Source organism: Mesorhizobium sp. M1406, assembly GCF_040317555.1.
Classification (GTDB): Bacteria; Pseudomonadota; Alphaproteobacteria; order Rhizobiales; family Rhizobiaceae; genus Mesorhizobium.
This window is the reverse complement of the sequence record NZ_JAMYKW010000018.1, coordinates 60,626-84,232: the sequence shown is the minus strand read 5'-3', so window position 1 is coordinate 84,232 and position 23,607 is coordinate 60,626. Positions and strand designations below refer to the sequence as shown.

Below are 23,607 nucleotides of genomic sequence, written 5' to 3'. Positions count from 1 at the left end.
AGCAGCAGAGATAGCAGGCGAAGCGTTTGCCGGATGCCCCGTGCCAGACACCGGTTATCTGTATGCGGAGAAATCAATGGCTTATCGCTTTATTCTGCCAAGGTTCGGATCGCGCTACGGGAGGTGCCACGCGGGAATTGCCGGATGACATTAGGATGCGGTGATTGCAGTCGGCCGATATCTCGATGACCACGCCAAAGGCCACCGCAGTTTCGATATCTGAAGCGCTTCGTACAATCGGACGTCGCGTCGCCACATCTCGGGTCGGAGATATGTGGCTGGAGGAGCTAATCATAGGAAACGTCGCAGCCAGGCGGCTTGTCGCCTTGTTGGATAGCCATGACGATTAGCTTGCTCGGAGCAGGCATCCCGCGCCGGCTGACGACGAACGGCCATCGGCATCTTCTTGGGAAGGCGGCACGGTTGCGCCAAGAACCGACATTAGGTGCGAAGTCTCCGCCGGACAGGTGCCAGATTGTACCTAGGACATGGGTGACAACCTCGCGCCGAACGGGTTGTCGATGGTCTGCAATATCCTCTGTTCCAGATAGATATAGCCCAGATCATAATGCATGAAGCTTACGAGCCAAATGCCGTCGTCGATCTTCTTGATGCCGAGCCTTTGACCGGCCATGACGGTTGAGATGTTGATCTTCCTGCGGTGCATGCAGATTCGGCCGCGAAGCCACGCCCATCAGCGGGTCGAGGATCGACGGCCGGAACAGGGCCATCTCCGCCCGGTGGCTAACGAGAGGAAGCGGTGGCAGTCCTGCGCGTGGCCGGGGCTGAGCAGGCGGTGCAACCTTCGTCGAGGCAACTGAAAGCAGTTTACTCGGCGGCGATCTTTGCCACGTCGTTGACCTGGATCAGCCGTTCAAGCAGCTTCAGTTCTTCCGCCGTCAGGTCGGTCAGTGGCGGGCGAACCGGGCCCGGTTGCTGGCCAAGCGCTCTCAGTCCAGCCTTGATGATCGAGACGGCATAGCCCTTCTTTCGATTGCGTAGCGCAACGAATGGGAAGAAGAAATCCTTCAGGATCTGATCGACCACTGGCTGGTTCCCGGTTCGAAGCGCCTGATAGAAACGCTGGGCCAGTTCCGGCACGAAGTTGAACACCGCCGAGGAATAGGTCGTCACACCGGCTGCAAAATAGGCCTGTGCGTAGACTTCGTGCGTCGGCATGCCGCCGACATAGACCAGCCGGTCGCCGATCCGCGCGGTGATCTCGATGACCTTGTCGACATCGCCGACGCCATCCTTGAAGCCGATCAGGTTCGGGCATTCATCGCAGAGCCTGGCGATGCTGTCCGCCGTGAGAACGGCGTTGTCCCTATTATAGACGATCACGCCGATGCCGACGGACTGACACACGGCCTTGACGTGGGCGACAAGTCCAGCCTGTTCAGCAAACATCAGATAAGGCGGCAAAAGGAGCAGGCCGTCGGCGTCGGCCTTCTCGGCCGCTGTTGCAATCTCGATAGCCAGTGCCGTGCCGTAACCGGTACCCGATACGATCGGCGTCGTTCCGGCGGACGCTTTGGCGGCACGGATGACATCGGGGATTTCTGACGGCGTGAGCGAGAAGAATTCGCCGGTGCCTCCGGCGGCGAACAGTACGGACGCGTCGTAGCCGGCCAGCCATTCGACATGCTTGCGATACGCGGGCTCGTTGAATTTCAGGTCTGCAGTAAAATGCGTGATGGGAAAGGAAAGCAGTCCGTTGCCGACGGCTTTTTTGAGTTCAATCGGGTCCATGTGATATCCTTGTCTTCTTGAACCAGCGGGTGGAGAGATCGCATTTTCAGGTCGGCGACGTTTCGAGCGCCTCTAGTAGCGCGGCGATGTAGCCGTAACAAAAGGCGAAGGCGACGCCGTCCGGGTCGCGGCCGCTGATCGCAGGCACATGGTCGGGCATCACCATGTACCGGTAGCCGACCTCCTTGTAGACCTTCATCGAGCGGACCATGTCCATGTCGCCTTCATCAGGGAAGGTTTCCATGAAGGAGAGCTTGCCGCCTCGGATATTGCGGTAGTGGACATTGAAGAGCTTGCCGCGCGTCCCGAACCAGCGAATGATATCGTCGATTTCCTCGCTCGGATTGTCGAGCATCTCCCCGACGGATCCCTGACAGAAGTTCAGGCCGTGATAGGGGCTTTCCCGCATCATGACGAACTTCTTCAGGCCCTCGACGGTGCCGAGCACCCGCGTCACGCCGCGATAGCCAGGCGGCGTATAGGGATCGTGTGGATGGCAGGCGAGGCGCACGCGGTTGCTGGTCGCAACCGGCACAACGCGTTCCAGAAAATAGTCGATCCGCTCCCAGTTCTCGTCTTCGGAAAGCACGCCAGCCAGACCGGGCACTGCGTGCTGATCGGCTTTGTCCCAACGAAAGCTGGCGTTCAGGGAGCCGCCACGGCCCGGCTCGTGCGGGGTGCGCGGAATACCGATCAGATTGAGATTGTATTTCGCCGCGGGAATGCCGGCTTTCGCACAGTTCTCGATCATCCGGCAGACGGCATCAATCTGCCGGTCCCGATCCGGTCCCGCCAGCAGGATATCCGGGTAGGATGCCTTTTCTATCGGTTGAGAAGGAAGCGGAAGCTGGATCATATCGAGTATCAGGCCGAAACTTTCGACTTTGTCGCGATGGCGGTCCAGATCCTGCAACGACCAGTTCCCGGGATTGCCGGGCGGATCGGCTGAAATGTGCTTTACGCCGAGTTGGGCAAAGACTCTGTAGTCGTCATCGTCCCGTGCACCGACCTGTGTTCCCAGATACACAGCGATCTCCTTAAACAAAACTCATATCGTATGACGTAATATGAATTCTGGGACCTGTCGAGAGTATTTAATGGGTTTCTGCCAAAATCCTGTATCGCTTCTGGCTGGCCATCATGTGGGCGCGCATCGCCCGACGAGCCCGATCCGGGTCCTGATCGGCGATTGCCGACAGGATTTCCACATGCTCGGCATGGACCTTTGCGAGGTAGTCCGGATCGTTGGCGTCCGGCAGTGTCGGGAACTGCCCCCTGGGGATAGCGCGGGGCCCGAAATGGCGCAATACGTCAACATAGAACCTGTTGTTCGTGGCTGCCGCAATCGCCATATGGAAATCGAAATCAGCCTCCACCGTCGGCTTGCCCTGTTCGATCAATGTCGCCATTCTACGGTTAGCGGCGCGGATAGCTGCTTCCTGTTCGGCTGTCCGGCGGTAGGCGGCAATGGCTGCGGCCTCTCCCTCCGTGGACATTCTAAACTCGAGCAATTCAAGGGTTTCCGGGATGGTGCTGATTTCAATGGCGGTGAGCGCGAAACTCCGATGGCCCCTGGGGTCGCTGACGAACACTCCTTTTCCCTGGACCGGCTTCACATACCCTGCGGAACGCAAATCCGCGATCGCCTCCCGCACGACGGTACGGCTCACGCCAAAGCTCGCTGCCAGCTGCGGTTCGGTCGGCAGTTGATCGCCTTCCTTCAGCTTGCCCGTCTCGATCTGACCGCGCAGCTGGTCGATCAGCTGCTGCGCCAGTCGTTGCCGTTCCCGTGGTGGTGCCTGCCCGATTTCGTTTGCCATTACCCGCCTGTCTCACGTCCCGGCAAGGAGCCCTTGCCAATTCAATACAACACCTATAATCATAATACGACATACGAACGACATAGTATGTTCGGCATGATAGCGTAGGGAGGAGATTATATGAAGCATTTTTGCAAAGGGCTTTTCATCGGCGTTGCGATGGGCGTTCTGGCACTTGGCTCGCCTGCCGCCCGCGCGGAAACTCCCGAAAACCAATTGGTTATTGCAACATCGCTTGCGCAAGTCTTGTCGCTGGATCCGCAGCAGGCGACTGAGGCCAAGGCCGTCGAAATCATGGCCAATCTGTATGACCGGCTCGTTGCCACGGACCCGAGCGGCGCGGACAGGCTCGTGCCTCAGCTTGCCGAAAGCTGGGCGGTCGACGACAAGGGCGTCACCTTCAAGCTGCGCGACGCGAAATTCGCCTCCGGCAATCCTGTCACGGCAAACGATGTGGTCTATTCCCTCACGCGTCTGTTGAAGCTGGATCAGGCGGCAGCGGCAAATTTCAAGCGTATCGGCTACACTGGGGACAACATCGAAAAACTGGTCCGCGCGGAGGACGACAAGACGGTCCGCATCGATCTATCCGGCAAGGTTACCGCCGATCTGCTGCTTTTCCGTCTTGCGATGGTGGTTGCCAGCGTCGTCGACAGTGTCGAAGTGCAGGGCCATGTCGTCGACAACGATTTCGGCAATGGCTGGCTGCGCACCAAATCGGCCGGGTCGGGGCCGTTCACGCTCAGCCGCTGGACGCCGAACGAACTGGTCATCCTCGAGGCGAACCCTGATTACGCGACCGGTGCGCCGAAGATGCGCCGGGTCATCATGCGCCATGTGCCGGAAAGCCAGGTCGAGCGCCTCATGCTCGATCGTGGCGACGTCGATCTCGCTAATGCGCTGACCGCGCCGGATATTGCCACATTCAAGGACAAGAAGGGTTTTGAAATCCAGCGCATCCCTACCGGCGGCTTTTACGTCCTGTCGATGAATGCGGGCAACAAATACCTGTCCAATCCAAAGGTTCGCGAAGCCATTGCCTACGGCATTGATTACAAGGGGATGGAAACGGCGATCATGGGGCCTTATGGCAAGGTCAGGACCGTTCCGGTTCCTGAGACCTTCGAGTATGCCATTCCCAGCCCTGACTGGCAGCTGAATGTCGACAAGGCAAAGGGGCTGCTGGCAGAGGCCGGCTACAAGGACGGCTTCTCCCTCAATCTGAAGACCATCGCCCAGACGCCGCGCATCGATCTGGCGACCGCGATCCAGGCGACACTTGGGCAAATCGGCATCACCGTGAATATCCAGCAGGGCAACGGCGCGGAGATCATCGCCGCCCACCGGGCCCGCGATTTCGATCTGCTCATCCCGCAGACCGGCGCCTACATGCCGAACGTGCTCGGATCGATGGAACAGTTTTCCAGCAATCCGGACAATTCCCTGGAGGCCAACAATGCCGGCAACTTCGTCTGGCGCTCGGCCTGGGACATTCCCGAGCTGACGGATTTGACGGCCAAGGCATCGATGGAGCGGGACCCGAAAAAGCGCGGTGAACTCTATGTCGAGATGCAAAAGATGTTCGTCGATCAGAAACCGGCCGTGTTGCCCCTGTTCGAGCGGTTCGAACCGATCGTTCTCAGCACCCGTGTGAAGGGTTATGTCGGTCACCCAAGCCAGGCGACGCGCCTTGAAGGCGTGACCAAGGCAGCATCCGAATAACCTGCCAGGCATCCGATCATGAAGGAACTATCCGCAAGCGAGCTGGGACGGCGTCTTCTTCACCTGTTGCTCAGCCTGTTCATCCTGTTGTGCGTCACCTTCGTGATCGGCCGGGTTCTCCCCGCCGACCCGGTGGGCGCCATTGTCGGCGAACTTGCCGATCCTGCCGCCTACGAGGCGATGCGGACCCGCCTCGGCCTCGACCTGCCGCTGTATCAGCAGTTCTTCATCTACCTGAATAACCTGCTTCACGGCGATTTCGGAACGGCGATCCTTACCGGCAATCCGGTCTCGCAGGATCTGTCCCGGGCCTTTCCGGCCACCTTGGAGCTCGCCACCCTCGCTGTGCTGATCTCGACGTTTGTCGGCGTGCCCCTCGGGCTCGCCGCTGCGCTTTTCCGTGATACTTTCATCGACAAGATCGCCCGCGTGGTATCGCTCGTCGGTCACTCCATTCCTGTCTTCTGGTTCGGCATCGTCGGTCTTGTGGTCTTCTACGCCACGCTGAACTGGGTCGGCGGACCGGGCAGGGTGGATGTCTACTATGAGGGGATCGTCACACCAGCCACGGGCCTGTTGCTGGTCGACAGCCTGCTCGAAGGCGAGACGGAAATCTTCTGGAACGCGCTGTCGCACATCATCCTGCCGGCCATCATTCTTGCCTATGCGGCGATGGCCTACATCACACGCATGACCCGCAGCTTCACGCTGGAACAGCTCGGACAGGACTATGTGATTGCCGCGCGTGCGAAGGGCGTCGGCCCGGCGCGCACGGTCGTCAGCCACGTCCTGCCGAACATAGCCGTTCAACTGATCACGGTTCTCGCCATTTCCTACGGCAACCTGCTGGAGGGCGCTGTAGTCACGGAGATCGTCTTCTCCTGGCCCGGGATCGGCCAGTACATGACCAATGCGCTGATGATAGGCGACATGAACGCGATCCTTGCCGCCACGATCGTCGTCGGACTCGTCTTCATGCTTTTGAATTTCATCGCGGACATCGCCTCCGCGATTCTTGATCCGCGCACTCGGGAGGCCACCCGATGAGTCAGGTTCTTCACAATGACGCCATCGTCAAGCCGCCGGGCATTCTCGCTCGTCTGCAGGCATCGGCGGGCCGCACGATCCGCAAGCTTGCCGAAGAACCGCTCGGAATGGCCGGGTTCCTCATTCTGGCTATGCTGGTCGTCGTTGCGGTTTTCGCGCCGTTGATCTCGCCCTACGGCCCGAATGTCCAGATGCTCAGCGATGCGCTGAAGCCGCCGAGCCTTGCTCATCTTGCAGGGACCGACGAGTTCGGCCGTGACATCGTCAGCCGGCTGGTCTGGGGTACGCGCATCACCATCCAGACCGTGCTGTCCGTCTCTGTCATCGTCGGCCCCGTCGGCCTGATCATCGGCGTTGTCGCCGGGTTCTTCGGCGGGCGTACCGATGCGATCTTGATGCGGGCAACCGATATCGTGCTGTCCTTCCCGTCGCTGATCCTGGCCCTGGCTTTCGCCGCCGCTCTCGGCGCCGGTCTCAACACCGCCATAATCGCGATCTCACTCACCGCCTGGCCGCCGATCGCCCGTCTGGCTCGAGCTGAGTCGCTTGTCGTGCGCAATGCGGACTATGTTGCCGCCGCGCGGCTTTACGGCGCCTCGCCTGTACGCATTCTGCTTCTCTACATCGCGCCTATGTGCATTCCGTCCGTCATCGTGCGCCTGACATTGAACATGGCCGGTATCATTCTAACGGCCGCTTCCCTCGGCTTCCTCGGTCTCGGTGCCCAGCCTCCGTCGCCCGAATGGGGCGCGATGATTTCGAGCGGGCGCAAGTTCATGCTTGACTACTGGTGGGTCGCGGTCATGCCCGGCATTGCCATTCTCCTGACGAGCCTTGCCTTCAACATCGTCGGCGACACGCTGCGCGACCTTCTGGATCCCCGCCATGCCCGATCGTAATCCATCTACCATCCTGTCGGTATGTGACCTGAATGTGCGCTTTGGCAAGAATTCCATTGCCGCCGTTTCGAACGTCAGCTTCGATCTCGGCCGCGAGCGGATCGGCATCGTCGGCGAGTCCGGCTCCGGGAAATCCACCACCGGGCGCGCCATCATGCGGCTGCTTGCGCCCAGCGCCCACATCTCGGCCGAGCGCCTGGATCTGGACGGAAGTCCGCTGCTGGAAAAGACCGAACGGCAGATGGGCGCTTTACGCGGCAAGGACATGGCACTGATCATGCAAGATCCGCGCTATTCTCTGAACCCGGTTCTCAACATCGGCAGGCAGGTTGCCGAAGCAGCACGATTGCATCTCGGGTCCAGCAAGAAGCAGGCGCTCGATGCGGCCCGCGCCATGCTGCAGCGCGTCCGGATCAACGACGCGGATCGCGTCATGAAACTGTATCCACACCAGATCTCTGGCGGCATGGGTCAGCGCGTAATGACCGCCATGATGCTTCTGGCCAAGCCAAAGCTGGTCATCGCCGACGAACCCACATCGGCCCTCGATGTCAGCGTGCGAAAGGACGTGCTGATCCTGCTGGACGAATTGGTTCGCGAAAACAATTCGGGCCTGATCCTGATCAGCCACGATATCCGCATGGTCGCCGCCTTCTGCGAACGCATTCTGGTGATGTATGCCGGCCGCGTGGTCGAGACGCTGACCAGACTGGACGAGGCCGAACATGCCTATACACGCGGCTTGATCGCCGCCTTGCCCGATCCGCGAAACCCTGTCCGGCGCCTGCAGGTCCTCGACCGGCGCACGCTTGAAACGACACCGGAAGCAACGGAATGATCAAGGTCGACAAACTGGACGTAGTCTATGGTACCGGCAAGGCGCGCAACCATGCCGTCCGCGGCGTCAGCTTCTCGGTTGCCAAGGGCGAGACCCTCGGTATCGTCGGCGAATCCGGTTGCGGCAAATCCACCGTGCTGCGCTCGCTGGCAGGCATCGAGCAGGGCTGGACGGGCTCGGTCGAGTTCAATGGAAAGCCGATCGGAAAGCTGCGCTCGCGCGACGAATTGAAGCTATCGCAGATGGTATTTCAGGATCCCTACGGATCGCTTCATCCGCGCCATCGGATCGGCACGGCCTTGGCTGAACCGATCCGCTCCATGGGGCTTGGCGACGGCTGGTCGAAGGTGCCGCAAGCCCTGAAGCAGGTCGGATTGCCGGAGGATTTCGCCAATCGTTTCCCGCACGAACTATCCGGTGGTCAACGACAGCGCGTCGCCATCGCCCGCGCGCTGATCCTGTCGCCACCCATTCTCCTTCTCGATGAGCCAACCTCCGCGCTCGATGTTTCGATCCAGGCGGAAATTCTCAACCTGCTCGACGACCAGCGCGACGAACGCGGCCTGACCTTTGTCCTCGTCAGCCATGATCTGTCGGTCATCGCCCATATGTGCGACCGTGTTCTGGTGATGCAAAATGGGGTTTTTCTCGATGAGATGACGAAAGCGGATCTGCGTGCGGGAACAACCCATGCCGCCTATTCGCAAGAGTTGTTCGAAGCCAATTTTCTGTGATCGGTCGGGGCCTAAACATGGGCGGATTTGTTGACGGGGCTAACTGTCGAATTGGCCGTAGCTTCTGTCCGTCAGAGCACGCTCCTTCAAGCAACTGCCGCTGTGAGAACCGCACGGTCAGCCGCAGCAGCGGAGCCTGAACTGATGATTCGATGACGCTTTACATGCATGTCTTCGGCAAGGGCGACCCCGTCGCGCTCGCCACGGCGATACATGCCGGGTTGGCGCTGAGCAAGACACCGATGGTGAACGCCACATCTAGTGCCACACAGCCGCCAATCGCCGAGGACCAGCGTATCCGACGGCAAGCATGAGGACTTCTTAGAGCCTCTATCGTTTCGTGCCGCCGGATGCAGCGTGGATTTTCCCCAATTCCAGGCATCAAATCGACCTGAGGGCCGCGCCAGCTGAGAGGCCCGGGCTGCGCTTCCGCTGAGCGGCTACATTTCGCCACGCCGGTGTCGGTCTGGAACAGCGTCTTCACGCCTGGCGTGTCGCAAGGGTGGACGCACGTGCCATCGCAAGACCGGACTTCCGGGTTGAGCTGGAAGTCACGGAGTGACGCACGAACTGCTGGCGTGCGCCTGGCCTTCGGCGTATAAATACCCTCGAATTTCGGGAGGAAAGAGCCATGGACGCAGTGCCTCAATGGCGCCTCGCGGGCGATTGGTTCGACATCTGCAGTTGCGACATCCCTTGCCCGTGCGAGTTCGCCCAGCGGCCAACCGGCAATCACTGCCAGGGCGTGCTCGCCTGGCATGTGCGCGAGGGTCAGTATGGCGACGTGAAGCTCGACGGCCTGACTCTGGTGGCGCTCGGCGAGTTCGAAGGCAATCTATGGGCCGGCGAGGCAAAGGCCGTGATGGGCATGTACCTCGACGAGAAGGCGAACGAGTCGCAGCGCGAAGCCCTGCAGGCGATCTTCGGCGGCCACGCCGGCGGCTGGCCGGCGGGCTTTGCCGCCAATATCGGCGAGATGCGTGGCATGGAGTTTGTGCCAATCACGTTCGAGGTGGCGGGCGACCTCGCCACCTGGCGAGTCGAAATTCCCGGCCTCGTCGTCGGCCGCGCGGAAGCGCTTTCCGGTCCTACAACACCGCCCGGCAAGCGGGTGCAGACAATCAACCCGCCGGGCTCGGAGGTCGGCCCGGGCCAGGTTGCCACCTGGGGGCGTTCTGTCGAGGTGAGCACCAAGGGCTTCGGGCTGGACTGGACGGGCACGGCCCGCTCGAGCAAGCACATTCCATTCGACTGGACCGGCCCGAACTAGGGCGTGCCGATGCCCAACGCATTCCCCGGGAAAACGTGGCGGCTCGGGAATTTGCGTGGCATGCCGCTCGGCCTTCTCGCATCGCTCATCGTGCTGACAGCGGCGGCATGGGCGCTCACCCTCTACCAGACATTCAGCATGGATATGCCCATGGGCATTGCGGTGCGCGGCGGGATGGAGGGAATGGAAGGCATGGCCGGCATGGCGATGGCCGGAATTGCGGCCGACGGCTGGTCACTCGCCGGCGTCGCCGCCTTTCTCGCCGTATGGACTGTGATGATGGCCGCTATGATGCTGCCGGCCGCGGCGCCCATGATCTTTATGTTCGCGGCGGCGCAGGCCAGGCGCGGACGGCGGGTGGCCGTTCCAACCTGGATTTTCGTCGCGGGCTACATGCTCGTCTGGGCGGCGGCGGGCCTTCTCGTATATGTCCTGGTCCAGTTCGGCAGCGAGTTTGCGACGAGCCTCGATCCGCCTCGACGTTCGAAATGGGCGCCGCTCGCGCTCGGTGTCACGCTTGGCGTCGCCGGACTCTACCAATTCACGGCCCTCAAGCACATTTGCCTCAGCCATTGCCGTTCGCCGCTCGCCTTCGTTGCCCAGCACTGGCGCGACGGGCGGGTTGGCGCGCTCGGGATGGGGCTGCGCCACGGGCTGTATTGCTTCGGTTGCTGCTGGGCGCTGTTCGCCGTGCTGGTCGCGGCGGGCGTCATGAGCCTCGCCTGGATGCTGCTTTTGACACTGATCGTCTTCGTCGAGAAGCTGATGCGGCGTGGGCGACGCTTCGAAATTGCTTTGGGCATTGCGCTAATTGCCCTCGGGGTCGTCGTATCGCTCGGGGCGATCGAGATGCCTTGGACAAGCGGCTAGAGCCGGATGGCTTCAGGTCGATTCGACCTGAAATTTGAATCCGCCACTAAATCAAAGAGCTTCAGCATGGCCCCTAATAGGAAGCTGTGTCCCGTGACCGTTCAAGGGGCGTAGACTTGCAAAAAGCCGATGGGCTATACACGGCAAATGCCGACGTTTCCTGCCGACCAGGTCTATGTGCGTGTTTGCCACGTCAAGCAGGGCTATGAGGACCGCGAACAGCATATTGCAAGGCAGATCGGCCGCCATGGTATCCCGGCCACCTGGTATCTTCACTGGGATGTTGCAGATATTACCGATGAAGAGGTCGAAAGGCTTACCGTGCCAGGCGCTCTCAAACTGGCGGAACTGTCCTGCTCCTTAAAACACATCGGGATCTGGCGTGATTTCCTGAAGACCGATAAGCCCTATTGTCTGGTGCTTGAGGACGACGTCTTCCTGGCCGCCAATTTCAATACAAAATTCAACGCGGCTCTGGCGGAACTCGGCGATCCAAACCGCAAAGCCGCCATCTATATCGGCAATGCCGGCACCTATTACATTTCGGCGTTCAAGTTGAAGCGCGGACAGCATCTCTATCCAGCCCCTCACGGCAGATCCACCGATTCCTATATCATTACCCGCTCCGTGGCAGCCGAGAGGTGCGCCTGGTTTGATGCACGCAAGATGTCCGCGCCGATCGGCCATGAGATCGACCGTGCGGATGCGGCGCTCGGGGTGGAGGTGCTTTGGTTCGAGAGACCCTTTGTTGAGCAGGGCACGCACAACGGGGCCTTCTTGACGTCGATAAATCCCGACAGTCAAAGGCCGCTTTGGTATAAGCGCATGGAATGGCGGTATAAGAAATATCGCCGACAGCTGGTTGGCCATATGTAGCGATCGCTGCGACCGCGGCCGAACCCGGCTTTGGGTCGACAACGCTGACCCGGCTGGTGGGGGTACTTGCCCGAAATCCCCTGATCCATCCTCCAGATGTCACATAAGGTTACAGCGGGGAACGCTTCCCGCTGGGCCTCGTTAGCCCTCCATCAACCCAACGATGGAGAAAACCAATGCAGGACATTTCCGGCAAGCGCGTCGCTATCCTTGCGACAAACGGTTTCGAGCAGTCCGAACTTGAGGTGCCGCTCAAGAAATTGCGCGAGTCAGGCGCTGAAGTCGATGTCGTGTCGCTCGCAAGCGGCAAGATCAAAGGCTGGGACCACAAGGATTGGGGCCGCGAGGTTCCCGTCGATAGGATTTTGGCTGAGACGCGGGCGGATGACTACGACGCGATCGTGCTGCCCGGCGGCGTTATCAACCCCGATCTGCTGCGGATCGAGCCGAAAGTCCTCAACTTCATCAAATCGTTCTGGTCGGCCAACAAGGTTGTGGGCGCGATCTGCCATGCGCCCTGGCTTCTCGTCGAGACCGGAATTGTGAAGGGCCGCCGGGTCACATCCTACAAATCGATCAAGACCGACGTGATCAATGCCGGTGGTGTCTGGGAAGACAGCGCGGTGGTCACCGACCAGGGACTTGTCACCAGCCGCAACCCAGGCGATCTCGACGCGTTCTGCGACAAGCTCGCCGAGGAAATCAGGGAAGGGCGGCACGACAGGCGGGCTGCGGCTTAGCCGGTCCTTGCGCGACTTTCGCTTTCAGGCGCTCTTCGTACCGTCCGCTTTCCGCAGCGATGCCTGATGCACCAGCGAGGCCAGCTGCTGGTCGAGGCGAGGTGGCAGTAGAGCAGGCCGAACGCGCCTGATTTGCGCAGGTCGAGAAACGCCTCGTCGCTGAGCTTGTTGAAGGCCGGCTCGTCGATCACTTGGAAATCGATGAGGTTGAGCTCTTCGCCGCCTTCCAGCGTCACCTTGCTCTGGCGCGGCGAAAACAGGCCGCGCACGTCGATCCTTTCGATCATCGCGCGGGTGGCGCTGAAGTCGATCTGGAACCGATTGCGGAAGGCGAGTGCCTGCCTGGTCGCCTCGGTGCCGATTCCTATTCCCGTGAACGACGTCGACCGCACGGCCGGATCGCTTAGGTTGCGACTGGTGCTGCGCCACCTGGTTTGGCAACCGTATGGGACCGGCGCGAGCGACCATTCCAGCGGCGTTGGCGCAGAGCAGCTAAATCAGATAGAACTAAATCAGGCAGAACCATTTTGTAATTTCAGGAGACGACATGTCTGACGAGCATGTTGAGCGTCGGCTGGCGGCGATCCTGGCCGCGGATGTGGTCGGCTATAGCCGTCTTATGGAGGTCGACGAAGAGCACACGCTCAATCTCCTTCGGCAGCATCGGCGGGAGTTCTTCGATCCGACCGTCACCAAGCACGGTGGGCGCATCTTTAAGGTGATGGGTGACGGCTTCCTGGTGGAGTTCGGCAGCGTAATCAGTGCGGCTCGCTGCGCGGTCGAGATCCAACGCGGCATGTCCGAGCGGAATGCCGGCATCCCCGAGGACCGGCATTTCAAGTTTCGCATGGGCATCAACCTTGGCGACATCATCGTCGACGGTGATGATTTCCATGGCGATGGCGTCAATCTTGCGGTGCGGCTGCAGGGCCTCGCGATACCCGGCGGCATCGCCTGCTCGGAGGCGGTGCGCCATGAGGTCGGCAACAAGCTGGGCGTCGACTTCGCCGATCAGGGCGCCAGGACCGTCAAGAACATTGCTCAGCCGGTGCACGTCTATTTCGCCAACTGGCAGGGCGTCCCGCATGTCGAGACGCATATTGCGGCCAGGAGCGTCCAGACGCTGGTGCGGTCCGACAAGCCGTCGGTGGCGATCCTACCCTTCGCCAATCTGAGCAATGATCCCGACCAGCAGTATTTCAGCGACGGCATCACTGAAGATATCATAACCGACCTCTCGAACGTCTCCGGCCTGTTCGTACTCAGCCGCAATACGGTCTTCGCCTTCAAGGGCAGGACCGACAAGATGGAACGCATCGCCAGGGAGCTTGGCGTCGGCTACATTGTCGAGGGTAGCGTCCGCAAGGCGGGAAACCGGGTCAGGATCAATGCCGAGCTGATCGAGGGGGCCACGGACGGACACGTCTGGGCTGCCCGCTATGACCGCGACCTCACCGACATCTTCGCCGTGCAGGACGAAATCGCCAAGGCGGTCGTGGCGCAGCTCAGGGTCAGGCTCCTGCCCGAGGAGAAGAAGGCTATTGAGCAGGCGCCGACGGACAATGTGGAAGCCTATACGCATTATCTTCGAGGGCGCGATTACAGTCACATCGCGACCAGGGCGAACCACCTGATGGCCAGACAAAGTTATATCAGGGCCATCGAGCTTGATCCGGGATATGCCCGCGCATATGCAGGCTTGGCGGTCTGCGACGTACGCCTTCAGTCGAGCTACGGCTCGCCGATCCAGGTGGACGACATTCTCGCGACCGCCGACAAGGCCCTGGCGCTGGACCCGAATTTGGCCGAGGCGCATTCAGCCAGGGGCTTCGCCCTGTCCCTCGCCGACCGCCGTTCCGAGGCCGCGGCGGCGTTCGAACAGGCTCTCGCGCTCGACCCGAATTGCCACGAGGCCAACCGCTACTATGCCGAGTTCTGCGTAACCGGCGGCCAGTTCGAGCTCGCCGCGACGTACTTCATGCGCGCGATGGAGATCAAACCGACCGACTACGGCGCACCGGTCATGCTGGTGAACGTCTTCCGCACTCTCGGCCAGCAGAACGACGCCGAGCTTTATGCGCGGATCGCATTGGAGAGAGCTGAAGAGGAACTCCGTCTGCATCCGGAGAACGCCAATTGTGCCTGCCTTGGGGCTATCGTACTGGCCTTCCTTGGTGAACGCGATAGGGCGGCGAAGTGGCTTGACCGGTCTCTGGCGATCGACCCTAGCGATATCAACGTCCAGTACAACGCCGCTTGTACCTATGCGTTGCTGGGGGAGTTCGAACGCTCGATCGACCTCTTGGAAGCGTGGTTGCCGCAGGCTGGCGCCGAGATGAGACTCTGGTTCAAGAACGATTCCGATTTCGCCTCTGTTCGCAGTCATCCTCGCTACCAGAAGTTGCTCCAGCTCCTGCGATAGCGATACGCATTGTTCTTGAGGCAATTTTATTGCCGATAATCAAGAACCGGCCTTCAGGAAGATTACCTGACAAACCAACGCTCTCGCCATCCCACAGGCATTATGTTACGTTACTAATGTAACCGAGAGGTGGGGAATGGGTACCCGGTTCAGGCTGTTCGTTCAGCCTCCGTTCGAAGACCCTGCGTCAAGCCCTGAAATCATTACGGTTTCTTCCCCGCGAGGCAGCCTCGGACCCGGCCCGTCCGACGATCGTATGTATGTCGTCGAGCCGGTCGACAAGACGCGGCCCTATGGCGTCGACCACGGCCCGTTGGGCACGCCCTTCATCTCCCTGCCGCCCTGGACGCGAGCGATCCTCGACCCGGCAGTTCCCGACGAGGAAGGCAATTTCGATCACTATCAGCCCTCGACGCCCGGCTTCGAAGCAGCGCACGCGTTCGGTTGCGTGCGCTTCACGCTCGACGTTTGGGAGCGTTACATCGGCCAACCGCTCATCTGGCACTTCCGCGATCACTACGACCGTCTGGAAATCTCGATCCTGCCGGGTTGGGATAACGCCCAATACGGCTATGGCTTCCTCGAGCTCGGCGGCCAATTCGTGAAAGACGGACGCGCGCTCCCCTTCAGCCTCGACTTCGATATTATCGCGCACGAGGTTGGCCATGCGTTCGTCTACGGCGTCCTCGGCATACCGGACCCGGGAGCCGAGCTCCCCGAATATCTGGGCTTTCAGGAGGCCTTTTCCGACTGCGTTTCGTTGATCGCGGCCATGCATTTTCCCTCCGTGATCGAAAATGTCCTGACGGTGACGCGCGGGAATCTCTACATCGCCAACCAACTCTCTCGCTTCTCGGAATTTTCGCCGCACCGCCAGATACGCGAGGCCAGCAACAAACTGACGATGGCCGATTTCGCGGACGGCTGGACCGACGAGCATGCACTGTCGCAACCTCTCACGGGTGCCGTCTTCGACATTCTGGTCGATGTCTTTCACGAGAGCCTGGTGGCTCGAGGACTGATCTCGCCGGGGGCCGAAAATCTTGCCGACCTCGCCGAGATCGACCCAGCAGCCGAGCTGCCGGTCCAGGAAGTCTTTGACCGCGATTTCGCTCGCAATCCGGAAGGTTTCGTCGACGCGCTGCTCGACGCGCGGGATATCGTGGGTACCTATCTCGCCGAGACGCTGTGGGCTCTCGCCCCGGATTTCCTGGACTATGGTGACGTGGCGAGAACGATGCTCGCGGTCGACGACAGTGTGACCGGAGGAGAACTATCAAGGATCATCTTCCGGGATTTCGACCGAAGAGGGGTTTTTCGCTACCGTGCCGGGCCCCGCCTGACGAAGCCAACCCGAAAGAGCCATTTTCATGAGGGTCGAATCGCTCTTCCCCTGGACCAGGCGCGTCTGCCGGACATGAGCTATTTCGAGAAATATTGGATGTCCAGAAGGGGCGCCGATCTTTGATCGACATGCAGGAGATGGGGTGATCCATGATAACTGAAACCATTCTAAATACCTCGGCCATACATTTGTTCGGTAGGGTTCTTGAAGATTTGAAACTCAAGAAGAGGATCGACGGGGGACGGCCCCCAAGGCCTGGCAACAACAGATTCCTGCAGAACCAGATCGACGCCTCCGGTAGCCTGCTGGCAAGGATCTATGCGTTCACCTTCGAGGCGCAGTTCTACGAACTCGCCCGACCGACCATACTTCTTGTCCATGGGCCTGGCACTGCCGTTGATTATCCGGCCCCGGCGGACACCGATCTCAAGGTCATGAGCCGCGGTCCAAGCGACCCTGCCTATACCGGACTGTCATCGCAGATAGGCTCGTTCGCGCGCGGAATGCTTGTCTGGGTGTACGACAAGAGTGACCTGACAATGCGGCTGGAACTCGACACCGGAACGCTCGAGGATGTCCTGTTGGGTGCCGAGTTGGACCCGCGTTCGTTTGGTCGGTCGGGTGGAGCAATGGGCAGATCCGGTGGTGCGATGGGGCGATCCGGCGGCGCCATGGGCAGGTCTGGCGGTGCGATGGGACGGTCCGGTGGCGCCATGAACCGCAACGGGCGCGGCGATCTCGACTAGCGTTTCCGATCGTTGATTGAGAATGCCAAAGGGAGATGGATCATGGCAAAAGTAGATATAGTGCGTGTCGATACACCTGAAGGGAACGCTGTAAGGGCCGGAGAGCCGGTTACGGTCAGTGTGACGGTGGCTCCAGATCGCGGTTGGTTTAACGACACACAATACTTAGTAATTGACTTCATTTATACCGAGACTTTAGACATCGCCGCAAATCTATCGGTAGTCGACGACGATGTGACCATCGAGGATACGTCAACAATCAACTTTAAGGTTAAGGCAGAATCTGACGCTTCAACTGGGGAATACTACGTCCAGATCACGAATAATTACTTCGAGCAAACCATCGTAAGTGGCCCTGAGGACGGAACTATCACTGTGTCCTCAAGCTAATCACTTGCGCTTTGTCACGGCCAGCCTCATGCGGGCCAGCGAGAAATCGGCCCGCCGGCTGCCCCGCCGCCCGCAGCGATGCCTGATGCACCAGCGAGGTCCAGCTGTTGGTCGAGGCGAGGTGGCAGTAGAGCAGGCCGAGCGCGCCTGATTTGCGCAGGTCGAGCCTCGTCGCTGAGCTTGTTGAAGGCCGGCTCGTCGATGACCTGGAAATCGGTGAGGTTGAGCACCTCGCCGCCTTCGAGCGTCAGCGGCGGACACCAGCGGTCAACAGAATCGACCGCATCAAAGGCCGAATACATGACCGCTCCAGACTTGCGCCGTATCTGCCAATTGCCTCTTGCTCTAAGAGGGCCGTCCATACATGACGAAGTGAAAAGCGTCTTCGCCAGTCTTCAAGGCATGCGGCGCATCAATACAAGCGAGGAACTCGCTTGATTGTCCATACCCGGAATGCTCCGTTACCACTTTGGACGTCCGGAGAAGATTGATGGCAGGCTTTGTCGACCGCCAGCGCGCGGCGCAACTGATGGACCGCGCCGGCATCGAGGCGCTGGTGCTATGCGCGCCCGAGGCCTTCCACTATGCGACCGGCGCCTCGATCGGCCCGGCGGGGCTGTTCCGGCGCGCCGGCGCCGGCTTCGTCGTCATTCCCGCTGGCCACGACCTGCCGATCGGCGTGGTGGTGGCGGATTTCAATGCGGCGCAGCTGCAACGGGTCCTGCCGGACGCTGTCGTCCGCAGCCATCCGATCTGGATCGAATCGGCCACGCTTGACGCATCGATGTCAGGGCAAGGGCTGGCGCAACGCATAGAGGCCGGCCTTGGAGGGTCCGGCCGGGCGCCTGGTTTTTCACGACCGGCAACATTCGACCTGACCAATTCCGTCGGCGAGCTGAAGCAGATCCTTGCCGGCTTCGGTCTCGAGCGCGCAACGATCGGCGTCGATCTCGATTTTGTCGCCGCCGCCGATTTCTCGTCCATGCAGGCATTGCTGCCGGCCTGCATCATGGTCGATGGCTCGGCCGTCCTCGATCGGTTGCGGGCCATCAAGTCGCAACGCGAGATCGACTTTCTCCAGCAAGGCATCATCCTATCGGAAGCCGGCCTGGACCGGCTGCAGGTGGATGCCATGGCAGGCATGCGCCAGGCCGATCTCATTGCCCTCTACCGGCAAGGCGTCGCCACGGCGGCATCCGGCCTGTCCCATCCGGTCGCCATGGCAGAATATGTGACGCTGGGCGCCAGGGCCAAAGGCGCCGATGCGAAAGCCATGCCCGGCGATCCGCTGAAGTGCGACATGGTCTGCACGGTCGGCGGCTACGCCTCCGATATGTCGCGCAACTTCACCTTCGGGCCGCCATCCGCCGAGCAGGCCGAGCTGCATGCCATCGCCGAACAGGCCTTCGAGGACGGACTGGCATCCCTTGTTCCCGGCAACACCCTCGCCCATGTGCATCAGGTGGCCACCGGCAGTCTGGCGCGGCAGGGGCTGCGCTCCTACCGCCGCGGCCATTTCGGCCATGGCGTCGGCCAGTCGGTGTTTTCCGAACAATGGCCGTTCATCGCGGCCGACAGCGATGTCGTGATCGAAGCCGGCATGGTGCTGGCTTTCGAGATCCCGCTATACATCGACGGCCTCGCCAGCTTCAATCTCGAGGACCAGTTCCTGATCACGCCGGGCGGGCCAGTTGCCATGAACCGACTGCCGAGGCGGCTGGAGAGGATTGGATAGCGAGGGCCTTTGGAACGCTTTGCGGTCGGCCTGCTTCTGGGTGTCATATTGCGTCGTGGTCGTCATCCAGAATGGCCCACGTGGAGCCACAGCGTGCGAACATGCTAAGACATCAGCCTCGCAACTCAGGGAAAGACCGGAACCTCATGACCGAAGCTGGCAGCCAGGACGAGCCTGATTCAGGCCACGATATGGCGGGGCGCGAGCCTGTACGCCGCATCCCCGACATCATCTCGCTGATCAAGGATTCCTACGGGGAATTGCGGCCGGCCGAGCGCCGTGTCGCCGATGTCGTGCTCGACGATGTCAAATACGCCGTCGACGCCTCAAACCCCGCCCTTGCCCAGCGCGCCGGGGTCAGCGAACCGACGGTGACCCGGTTCTGCCGCGCCATAGGCTGCGAGGGCGTGCGCGACTTCAAGCTGAAGCTGGCGCAGAGCCTCGTCGTCGGTGCGCTCTATCTGGCCAAGTCACCTTCCGTCAGCAACGACAATGGCATGCCGTTCTGGAACGCCGTGTTCGGCGAGGCGCGCCGGGCGCTCCAGGAGGCCGAGCGGCAGCTCGATCCGGCGCAGTTGCAGAAGGCGGCCGAGCTGATCGCCAAGGCGCGCCAGGTCACGGTCTTCGGCCTCGGCGGCAGCTCCTCGGCGCTGGCGCAGGAAACCCAGTACCGGCTGTTCCGCTATGGTATATCGATCAGCGCCCAGTGTGACCCCTATCTGATGCGCATGACCGCCTCGACGCTCAAGCCTGGCGACCTGGTGATCGCCATTTCGGCGACGGGACGCACCCGCGAAGTGATCGAGGCCGTCGAGCTCGCCAAGCATTACCGCGCCAATGCGATCGCCGTGACCGCGCCCGACACCGAGCTCGCGCGCGCCTGCGACGTCAGGCTGACGGTGGCGGTATCAGAATATCCCGACACGCTGAAGCCGACGGCGTCGCGCTTCGCCTTCCTGGCGGCGATCGACCTTTTGGCGGTGGCCTCCGCCTACAAGCTCGACGGCTCGGCCCGCGAGACCGTCCGCCGCATCAAGTACAACGCCCAGATCCACCGCACCGGCAAGGAAATGGAACCGCTCGGGGATTAGTTCTTTCCTTCTCCCCGTTCACGGGGAGAAGGTGGATTGGCGCGCAGCGCCAAGACGGATGAGGGGCAGCGCCGGGTCCGACAGTTACCGTTCCAACACCGATTGGACGCACGCAGCAAGAGGAAAGAAATGCTCGAAATAGCACCGACGAAACAGGCCGCCGCATGGCTCGAATCCCTGGCGCGCGCGCTCGAAGCTGGCGACGCCGCGGCGGCGAGCAACCTGTTTGTCGATGACTGCTACTGGCGCGATCTCCTGACCTTCACCTGGAACATCACCACCATGGAAGACCGCGAGGCGATCGCCGCCATGCTCAAGTCAACGCTGGCGACGACCAGGCCGACGGCCTGGCAGCTTACCGGCGAGGCGACCTCGGACGAGAGCACCGTCGAGGCCTGGTTCAGCTTCGAAACCGCTGTCGCTTCGGGAGAGGGCGTCATGCGGCTGCGCGACGGACGCTGCCGGACGCTGTTCACGGCGATGACCGACCTCAAAGGGTTCGAGGAGCGCAAGGGGGCGGAACGGCCGCTGGGCGTGCGCCACAAGGCCGATCCCAGGCGCGAGACCTGGTCGGAAGCGCGGGCGCGCGAGACGCGCGAGCTTGGCACTGACGAACAGCCCTACTGCCTGGTCATCGGCGGCGGCCAGGGCGGCATCATGCTGGGCGCGCGGCTGCGCCAGCTCGGCGTGCCCACCATCGTCATCGAGAAGAATGCACGACCCGGCGATTCCTGGCGCAACCGCTACCGCACGCTCGTTCTGCACGACCCGGTCTGGTACGACCATCTGCCCTACATTCCCTTCCCGGAGAACTGGCCGGTGTTCACGCCCAAGGACAAGATGGGCGACTGGCTGGAAATGTACACGCGCGTCATGGAGCTCAACTATTGGGTCGCCACCAAGTGCCTCAGCGCCTCCTATGACGAGGCCGAGAAAGTCTGGACCGTGGTGGTCGACCGCGTCGGCCGGCACATCACGCTGAAGCCGAAGCACATCGTCTTCGCCACCGGCGCCTATGGCCCGCCACGGCGGATCGATCTGCCGGGCGCCGACCAGTTCAAGGGCGAGTTGCTGCACTCCAGCCAATATGCCAGCGGCGAGAAATTCCGCGGCAGACGCGTCGCCGTCATCGGCGCGGCAAGCTCCGGTCACGATGTCTGCGTCGACCTCTGGGAAAGCGGCGCCGAGGTGACCATGATCCAGCGTTCGCCGACCACCGTGGTCAAGTCGGACACGCTGATGGAGGTCGGTTTCGAGATCTTCTCGGAGAAGGCATTGGCGCGCGGCATCACCACCGAGAAGGCCGACATGATCGTCGCCTCGACGCCGTTCGCGCTGGTGCCCAAGGGCCAGCGAGCGCTCTACGAGGTGATCAAGGCGCGCGACGCGGCCTTCTACGACCGCCTGCGCGCCGCCGGCTTCGCCATCGATTTCGGCGACGACGAGACCGGCCTTTTGATGAAGGCCTACCGCACCGGCTCCGGCTACTACATCGATGTCGGCGCCTCCGACCTGATCATCGACGGCGAGATCGGCCTCCGCGGCGGCGTCGCCATCAGATCGCTGACGCCGAGCGGCATCCTGTTCGAGGACGGCTCCGAACTCGCCGCGGACGCAATCATCGCCTGCACCGGCTATCAGTCGATGAACGAGACGGTGGCGGCGATCGTCTCTCGCGAGGTCGCCGACAAGGTAGGCCCCTGCTGGGGCCTCGGCTCGGGCGTGAAGGGCGACCCCGGCCCATGGCAAGGCGAGCTGCGCAACATGTGGAAACCGACCGCGCAGGAAGCGCTGTGGTTCCACGGCGGCAACCTCGCGCTGTCGCGCTTCTACTCGAAATTCGTGGCGCTGCAGATCAAGGCACGGATGGAGGGAATAGCGACGCCGGTTTATGGGGCGGTGAGCAATTCGAGGCGGTAATCTCCCCCCTCGAGGGGGAGATGGCCGGCAGGCCAGAGGGGGTCGGTTCGACTGGATGCGACCTCCTTGCAACAAGAGGAGGTTGGCGCTCCATGCGCGGCGACCCCCTCTGTCGCCTTCGGCGACATCTCCCCCTCAAGGGGGGAGATCAGCTAATCATGCCGACGCCCCGAAATGCCTCGCCGCAACCTCGACATGCGTATGCGACGCATGCGCCCCGAAACGCTCGGTCTCGCTGACATCGTTGACCGTCTCGTTCGGCCACCAGGTGCCGCCGATGGCGATGCCCTCGCAGACCAGCCGCTGATCGGCGACCAAAGACGCGCCGGCCGCGTCGACGAAGGTGAAGCGGCCCGGCCGTTGCCGCAGCACCGCGACGTCGCCGACGGTGCCGACCGCCAGCGTGCCCAGATCGGGCCTTGCGATCGCCCGTGCCGGCGCTTGTGTCGCGGCGCGCAAGACCTCGACCAGCGGCATGCCGAGCGCCAGCAGCTTCGACATGCAGACCAGGATGTCGAAGGCCGGCCCGTCGACGCAGTAGAGATGCACGTCGCTGCTGATCACGTCGGGCGCCAGCCCTTCCTCGAGCATGGCCCGGGCAACGGCGAAATCGAAGGAACCCATGCCGTGGCCGATATCGAAGATGACGCCGCGCTCGCGCGCCAGCCGCATGTCCGGCCGCACCGCGCCGGAGGCGAACACCGGCGCATTGGGAAACGGCCGGAAGCAGTGGGTGAGGATATCGCCCTTGCGCAGGCGCGGCAGCACTTCCGAGCGCCCGGGCGGCGGCTCGTCGATATGCGCCATCAGCGGCAGGCCGGCCTGGTCGGCGGCCTCCAGCGCCAGGTCGACCGGAGCGATGCCGCTGGTGCCGCCGGCGTGCTTGCCGGAGCGAACTTTTACGCCGACCACGACGTCGCGGTGCTCGCGCACCGCGGCCACAACCTCGCGCGGTTCGCAGAGCCTGAGATCGCTGCATTCGCCGACCGAAACCGTCCGCGAGAAGCCGAAAATGCCGGCGAAGGAAATGTTGACATAGGCCAGGATGCGAACCTTCGAGCGCTCCATGACGTGGCGGCGGAAGCCGAGGAAATTGCCGGCGCCCGCACTGCCCGCATCGATGAAGGTGGTGGTGCCGCTCTTGGCGGCCAACCTATCGGCATCGACGCCGAGCGAGGTGCCGCCCCAGTAGACGTGGCTGTGCAGGTCGACGAGGCCCGATGTGACGATGCAGCCTGCGGCATCGACGACCCGCGCAGCGTTGGTCACCGGGATATCGGTATCGATCGCGGCGACCCGGCCATTGGCAATGGCGACATCGCGCGGCGCGTCGATGCCGGCCGCCGGATCGATAAGCCGTCCACCCTTCAGCAGGAGGTCGAATTGCATT

The 23,607-nt window shown here is 61.7% G+C and carries 23 protein-coding genes and 1 pseudogene; 17 read left to right on the top strand and 7 right to left on the bottom strand.

Annotated features, from left to right (window positions below; translation table 11 throughout):
• Positions 1–481: 481 nt before the first annotated feature.
• The 4 genes and pseudogenes from NKH03_RS17330 to NKH03_RS17315 form a co-directional block, all read right to left on the bottom strand.
• A pseudogene (locus NKH03_RS17330) lies at positions 482–679 on the bottom strand (transposase); the annotation flags it as partial.
• Positions 680–828: 149 nt separating this feature from the next.
• Positions 829–1,752 (bottom strand): 5-dehydro-4-deoxyglucarate dehydratase, encoded by a 924-nt coding sequence (gene kdgD, locus NKH03_RS17325; RefSeq protein WP_352969469.1) that lies wholly within the window; start codon positions 1,750–1,752, stop codon positions 829–831.
• Positions 1,753–1,798: 46 nt separating this feature from the next.
• On the bottom strand, positions 1,799–2,779 hold the full coding sequence (locus NKH03_RS17320; RefSeq protein ID WP_352969522.1) for a mannonate dehydratase: 981 nt from the start codon (positions 2,777–2,779) through the stop codon (positions 1,799–1,801).
• 67 nt (positions 2,780–2,846) lie between these two features.
• Positions 2,847–3,572: a FadR/GntR family transcriptional regulator gene (locus NKH03_RS17315; RefSeq protein ID WP_352969467.1), complete on the bottom strand. Its 726-nt coding sequence runs from the start codon at positions 3,570–3,572 to the stop codon at positions 2,847–2,849.
• Positions 3,573–3,692: 120 nt separating this feature from the next.
• Between NKH03_RS17315 and NKH03_RS17310 the strand changes: the two genes are divergently transcribed.
• The 10 genes from NKH03_RS17310 to NKH03_RS17265 all read left to right on the top strand — a co-directional run bounded on the left by NKH03_RS17310 (position 3,693) and on the right by NKH03_RS17265 (position 12,568).
• Positions 3,693–5,294, top strand: a complete 1,602-nt coding sequence (locus tag NKH03_RS17310; protein ID WP_352969465.1) for an ABC transporter substrate-binding protein — start codon at positions 3,693–3,695, stop codon at positions 5,292–5,294.
• A gap of 18 nt (positions 5,295–5,312) precedes the next feature.
• Positions 5,313–6,341, top strand: a complete 1,029-nt coding sequence (locus NKH03_RS17305) for an ABC transporter permease (protein WP_352882511.1) — start codon at positions 5,313–5,315, stop codon at positions 6,339–6,341.
• Positions 6,338–7,240: an ABC transporter permease gene (locus tag NKH03_RS17300; protein ID WP_352882512.1), complete on the top strand. Its 903-nt coding sequence runs from the start codon at positions 6,338–6,340 to the stop codon at positions 7,238–7,240. The genes NKH03_RS17305 and NKH03_RS17300 overlap by 4 nt, the downstream gene beginning before the upstream one ends.
• Positions 7,227–8,078, top strand: a complete 852-nt coding sequence (locus tag NKH03_RS17295; RefSeq protein ID WP_352969463.1) for an ABC transporter ATP-binding protein — start codon at positions 7,227–7,229, stop codon at positions 8,076–8,078. Before NKH03_RS17300 ends, NKH03_RS17295 begins: the two co-directional genes overlap by 14 nt.
• Positions 8,075–8,812: an ABC transporter ATP-binding protein gene (locus tag NKH03_RS17290; RefSeq protein WP_352969462.1), complete on the top strand. Its 738-nt coding sequence runs from the start codon at positions 8,075–8,077 to the stop codon at positions 8,810–8,812. The genes NKH03_RS17295 and NKH03_RS17290 overlap by 4 nt, the downstream gene beginning before the upstream one ends.
• A gap of 152 nt (positions 8,813–8,964) precedes the next feature.
• The gene (locus NKH03_RS17285; RefSeq protein ID WP_352866515.1) at positions 8,965–9,126 is read left to right on the top strand and encodes a hypothetical protein; all 162 of its coding nucleotides are present in this window, start codon (positions 8,965–8,967) and stop codon (positions 9,124–9,126) included.
• A 317-nt stretch (positions 9,127–9,443) separates the two neighbouring features.
• Entirely contained in the window at positions 9,444–10,082 is a 639-nt protein-coding gene (locus tag NKH03_RS17280) for a DUF1326 domain-containing protein (RefSeq protein WP_352969460.1), read from the top strand.
• A gap of 60 nt (positions 10,083–10,142) precedes the next feature.
• Entirely contained in the window at positions 10,143–10,952 is an 810-nt protein-coding gene (locus NKH03_RS17275; RefSeq protein WP_352969458.1) for a DUF2182 domain-containing protein, read from the top strand.
• A 129-nt stretch (positions 10,953–11,081) separates the two neighbouring features.
• Entirely contained in the window at positions 11,082–11,828 is a 747-nt protein-coding gene (locus NKH03_RS17270) for a glycosyltransferase family 25 protein (RefSeq protein WP_352969456.1), read from the top strand.
• A 176-nt stretch (positions 11,829–12,004) separates the two neighbouring features.
• Entirely contained in the window at positions 12,005–12,568 is a 564-nt protein-coding gene (locus tag NKH03_RS17265) for a type 1 glutamine amidotransferase domain-containing protein (RefSeq protein ID WP_352866526.1), read from the top strand.
• Here NKH03_RS17265 and NKH03_RS17260 read toward each other — a convergent pair.
• Positions 12,565–12,960, bottom strand: coding sequence for a SapC family protein (locus tag NKH03_RS17260; protein ID WP_352969454.1), 396 nt, complete (start codon positions 12,958–12,960; stop codon positions 12,565–12,567). The genes NKH03_RS17265 and NKH03_RS17260 overlap by 4 nt on opposite strands.
• Before the next feature lie 155 nt (positions 12,961–13,115).
• Between NKH03_RS17260 and NKH03_RS17255 the strand changes: the two genes are divergently transcribed.
• The 4 genes from NKH03_RS17255 (at position 13,116) to NKH03_RS17240 (ending at position 17,471) form a co-directional block, all read left to right on the top strand.
• A complete protein-coding gene (locus NKH03_RS17255) occupies positions 13,116–14,990 on the top strand; it encodes an adenylate/guanylate cyclase domain-containing protein (protein WP_352866532.1) in 1,875 nt (624 codons plus the stop codon).
• A gap of 136 nt (positions 14,991–15,126) precedes the next feature.
• Positions 15,127–16,458 (top strand): gluzincin family metallopeptidase, encoded by a 1,332-nt coding sequence (locus tag NKH03_RS17250; protein ID WP_352969452.1) that lies wholly within the window; start codon positions 15,127–15,129, stop codon positions 16,456–16,458.
• An 89-nt stretch (positions 16,459–16,547) separates the two neighbouring features.
• Positions 16,548–17,081 (top strand): hypothetical protein, encoded by a 534-nt coding sequence (locus tag NKH03_RS17245; protein WP_352969450.1) that lies wholly within the window; start codon positions 16,548–16,550, stop codon positions 17,079–17,081.
• Between the two features lie 42 nt (positions 17,082–17,123).
• A complete protein-coding gene (locus NKH03_RS17240) occupies positions 17,124–17,471 on the top strand; it encodes a hypothetical protein (RefSeq protein WP_352969449.1) in 348 nt (115 codons plus the stop codon).
• Between the two features lie 26 nt (positions 17,472–17,497).
• Here NKH03_RS17240 and NKH03_RS17235 read toward each other — a convergent pair whose 3' ends face one another.
• Complete coding sequence (locus NKH03_RS17235) at positions 17,498–17,773, bottom strand: hypothetical protein (RefSeq protein WP_352969447.1); 276 nt, start codon at positions 17,771–17,773, stop codon at positions 17,498–17,500.
• Between the two features lie 188 nt (positions 17,774–17,961).
• Between NKH03_RS17235 and NKH03_RS17230 the strand changes: the two genes are divergently transcribed.
• From NKH03_RS17230 to NKH03_RS17220, 3 genes are all read left to right on the top strand, one after another.
• Positions 17,962–19,206: a M24 family metallopeptidase gene (locus tag NKH03_RS17230; RefSeq protein ID WP_352969445.1), complete on the top strand. Its 1,245-nt coding sequence runs from the start codon at positions 17,962–17,964 to the stop codon at positions 19,204–19,206.
• A 146-nt stretch (positions 19,207–19,352) separates the two neighbouring features.
• The gene (locus NKH03_RS17225) at positions 19,353–20,297 is read left to right on the top strand and encodes a MurR/RpiR family transcriptional regulator (protein WP_352969443.1); all 945 of its coding nucleotides are present in this window, start codon (positions 19,353–19,355) and stop codon (positions 20,295–20,297) included.
• 129 nt (positions 20,298–20,426) lie between these two features.
• Positions 20,427–22,217: a flavin-containing monooxygenase gene (locus NKH03_RS17220; RefSeq protein ID WP_352969441.1), complete on the top strand. Its 1,791-nt coding sequence runs from the start codon at positions 20,427–20,429 to the stop codon at positions 22,215–22,217.
• Positions 22,218–22,373: 156 nt separating this feature from the next.
• On the opposite strand, the gene NKH03_RS17215 is transcribed toward NKH03_RS17220, so the two are convergent.
• Positions 22,374–23,606, bottom strand: a complete 1,233-nt coding sequence (locus NKH03_RS17215) for an amidohydrolase/deacetylase family metallohydrolase (RefSeq protein ID WP_352969439.1) — start codon at positions 23,604–23,606, stop codon at positions 22,374–22,376.
• Position 23,607: the final 1 nt, after the last annotated feature.

What these genes read in the sequence shown, in the direction of transcription:
- kdgD (WP_352969469.1), bottom strand. Translation starts at nt 1,752, where the DNA reads ATGGACCCGATTGAACTCAAAAAAGCCGTCGGCAACGGACTGCTTTCC.
- NKH03_RS17315 (WP_352969467.1), bottom strand. Translation starts at nt 3,572, where the DNA reads ATGGCAAACGAAATCGGGCAGGCACCACCACGGGAACGGCAACGACTG.
- NKH03_RS17310 (WP_352969465.1), top strand. Translation starts at nt 3,693, where the DNA reads ATGAAGCATTTTTGCAAAGGGCTTTTCATCGGCGTTGCGATGGGCGTT.
- NKH03_RS17305 (WP_352882511.1), top strand. Translation starts at nt 5,313, where the DNA reads ATGAAGGAACTATCCGCAAGCGAGCTGGGACGGCGTCTTCTTCACCTG.
- NKH03_RS17300 (WP_352882512.1), top strand. Translation starts at nt 6,338, where the DNA reads ATGAGTCAGGTTCTTCACAATGACGCCATCGTCAAGCCGCCGGGCATT.
- NKH03_RS17295 (WP_352969463.1), top strand. Translation starts at nt 7,227, where the DNA reads ATGCCCGATCGTAATCCATCTACCATCCTGTCGGTATGTGACCTGAAT.
- NKH03_RS17290 (WP_352969462.1), top strand. Translation starts at nt 8,075, where the DNA reads ATGATCAAGGTCGACAAACTGGACGTAGTCTATGGTACCGGCAAGGCG.
- NKH03_RS17285 (WP_352866515.1), top strand. Translation starts at nt 8,965, where the DNA reads ATGACGCTTTACATGCATGTCTTCGGCAAGGGCGACCCCGTCGCGCTC.
- NKH03_RS17280 (WP_352969460.1), top strand. Translation starts at nt 9,444, where the DNA reads ATGGACGCAGTGCCTCAATGGCGCCTCGCGGGCGATTGGTTCGACATC.
- NKH03_RS17275 (WP_352969458.1), top strand. Translation starts at nt 10,143, where the DNA reads ATGCCGCTCGGCCTTCTCGCATCGCTCATCGTGCTGACAGCGGCGGCA.
- NKH03_RS17270 (WP_352969456.1), top strand. Translation starts at nt 11,082, where the DNA reads ATGGGCTATACACGGCAAATGCCGACGTTTCCTGCCGACCAGGTCTAT.
- NKH03_RS17265 (WP_352866526.1), top strand. Translation starts at nt 12,005, where the DNA reads ATGCAGGACATTTCCGGCAAGCGCGTCGCTATCCTTGCGACAAACGGT.
- NKH03_RS17255 (WP_352866532.1), top strand. Translation starts at nt 13,116, where the DNA reads ATGTCTGACGAGCATGTTGAGCGTCGGCTGGCGGCGATCCTGGCCGCG.
- NKH03_RS17250 (WP_352969452.1), top strand. Translation starts at nt 15,127, where the DNA reads ATGGGTACCCGGTTCAGGCTGTTCGTTCAGCCTCCGTTCGAAGACCCT.
- NKH03_RS17240 (WP_352969449.1), top strand. Translation starts at nt 17,124, where the DNA reads ATGGCAAAAGTAGATATAGTGCGTGTCGATACACCTGAAGGGAACGCT.
- NKH03_RS17235 (WP_352969447.1), bottom strand. Translation starts at nt 17,773, where the DNA reads ATGTATTCGGCCTTTGATGCGGTCGATTCTGTTGACCGCTGGTGTCCG.
- NKH03_RS17230 (WP_352969445.1), top strand. Translation starts at nt 17,962, where the DNA reads ATGGCAGGCTTTGTCGACCGCCAGCGCGCGGCGCAACTGATGGACCGC.
- NKH03_RS17225 (WP_352969443.1), top strand. Translation starts at nt 19,353, where the DNA reads ATGACCGAAGCTGGCAGCCAGGACGAGCCTGATTCAGGCCACGATATG.
- NKH03_RS17220 (WP_352969441.1), top strand. Translation starts at nt 20,427, where the DNA reads ATGCTCGAAATAGCACCGACGAAACAGGCCGCCGCATGGCTCGAATCC.
- NKH03_RS17215 (WP_352969439.1), bottom strand. Translation starts at nt 23,606, where the DNA reads ATGCAATTCGACCTCCTGCTGAAGGGTGGACGGCTTATCGATCCGGCG.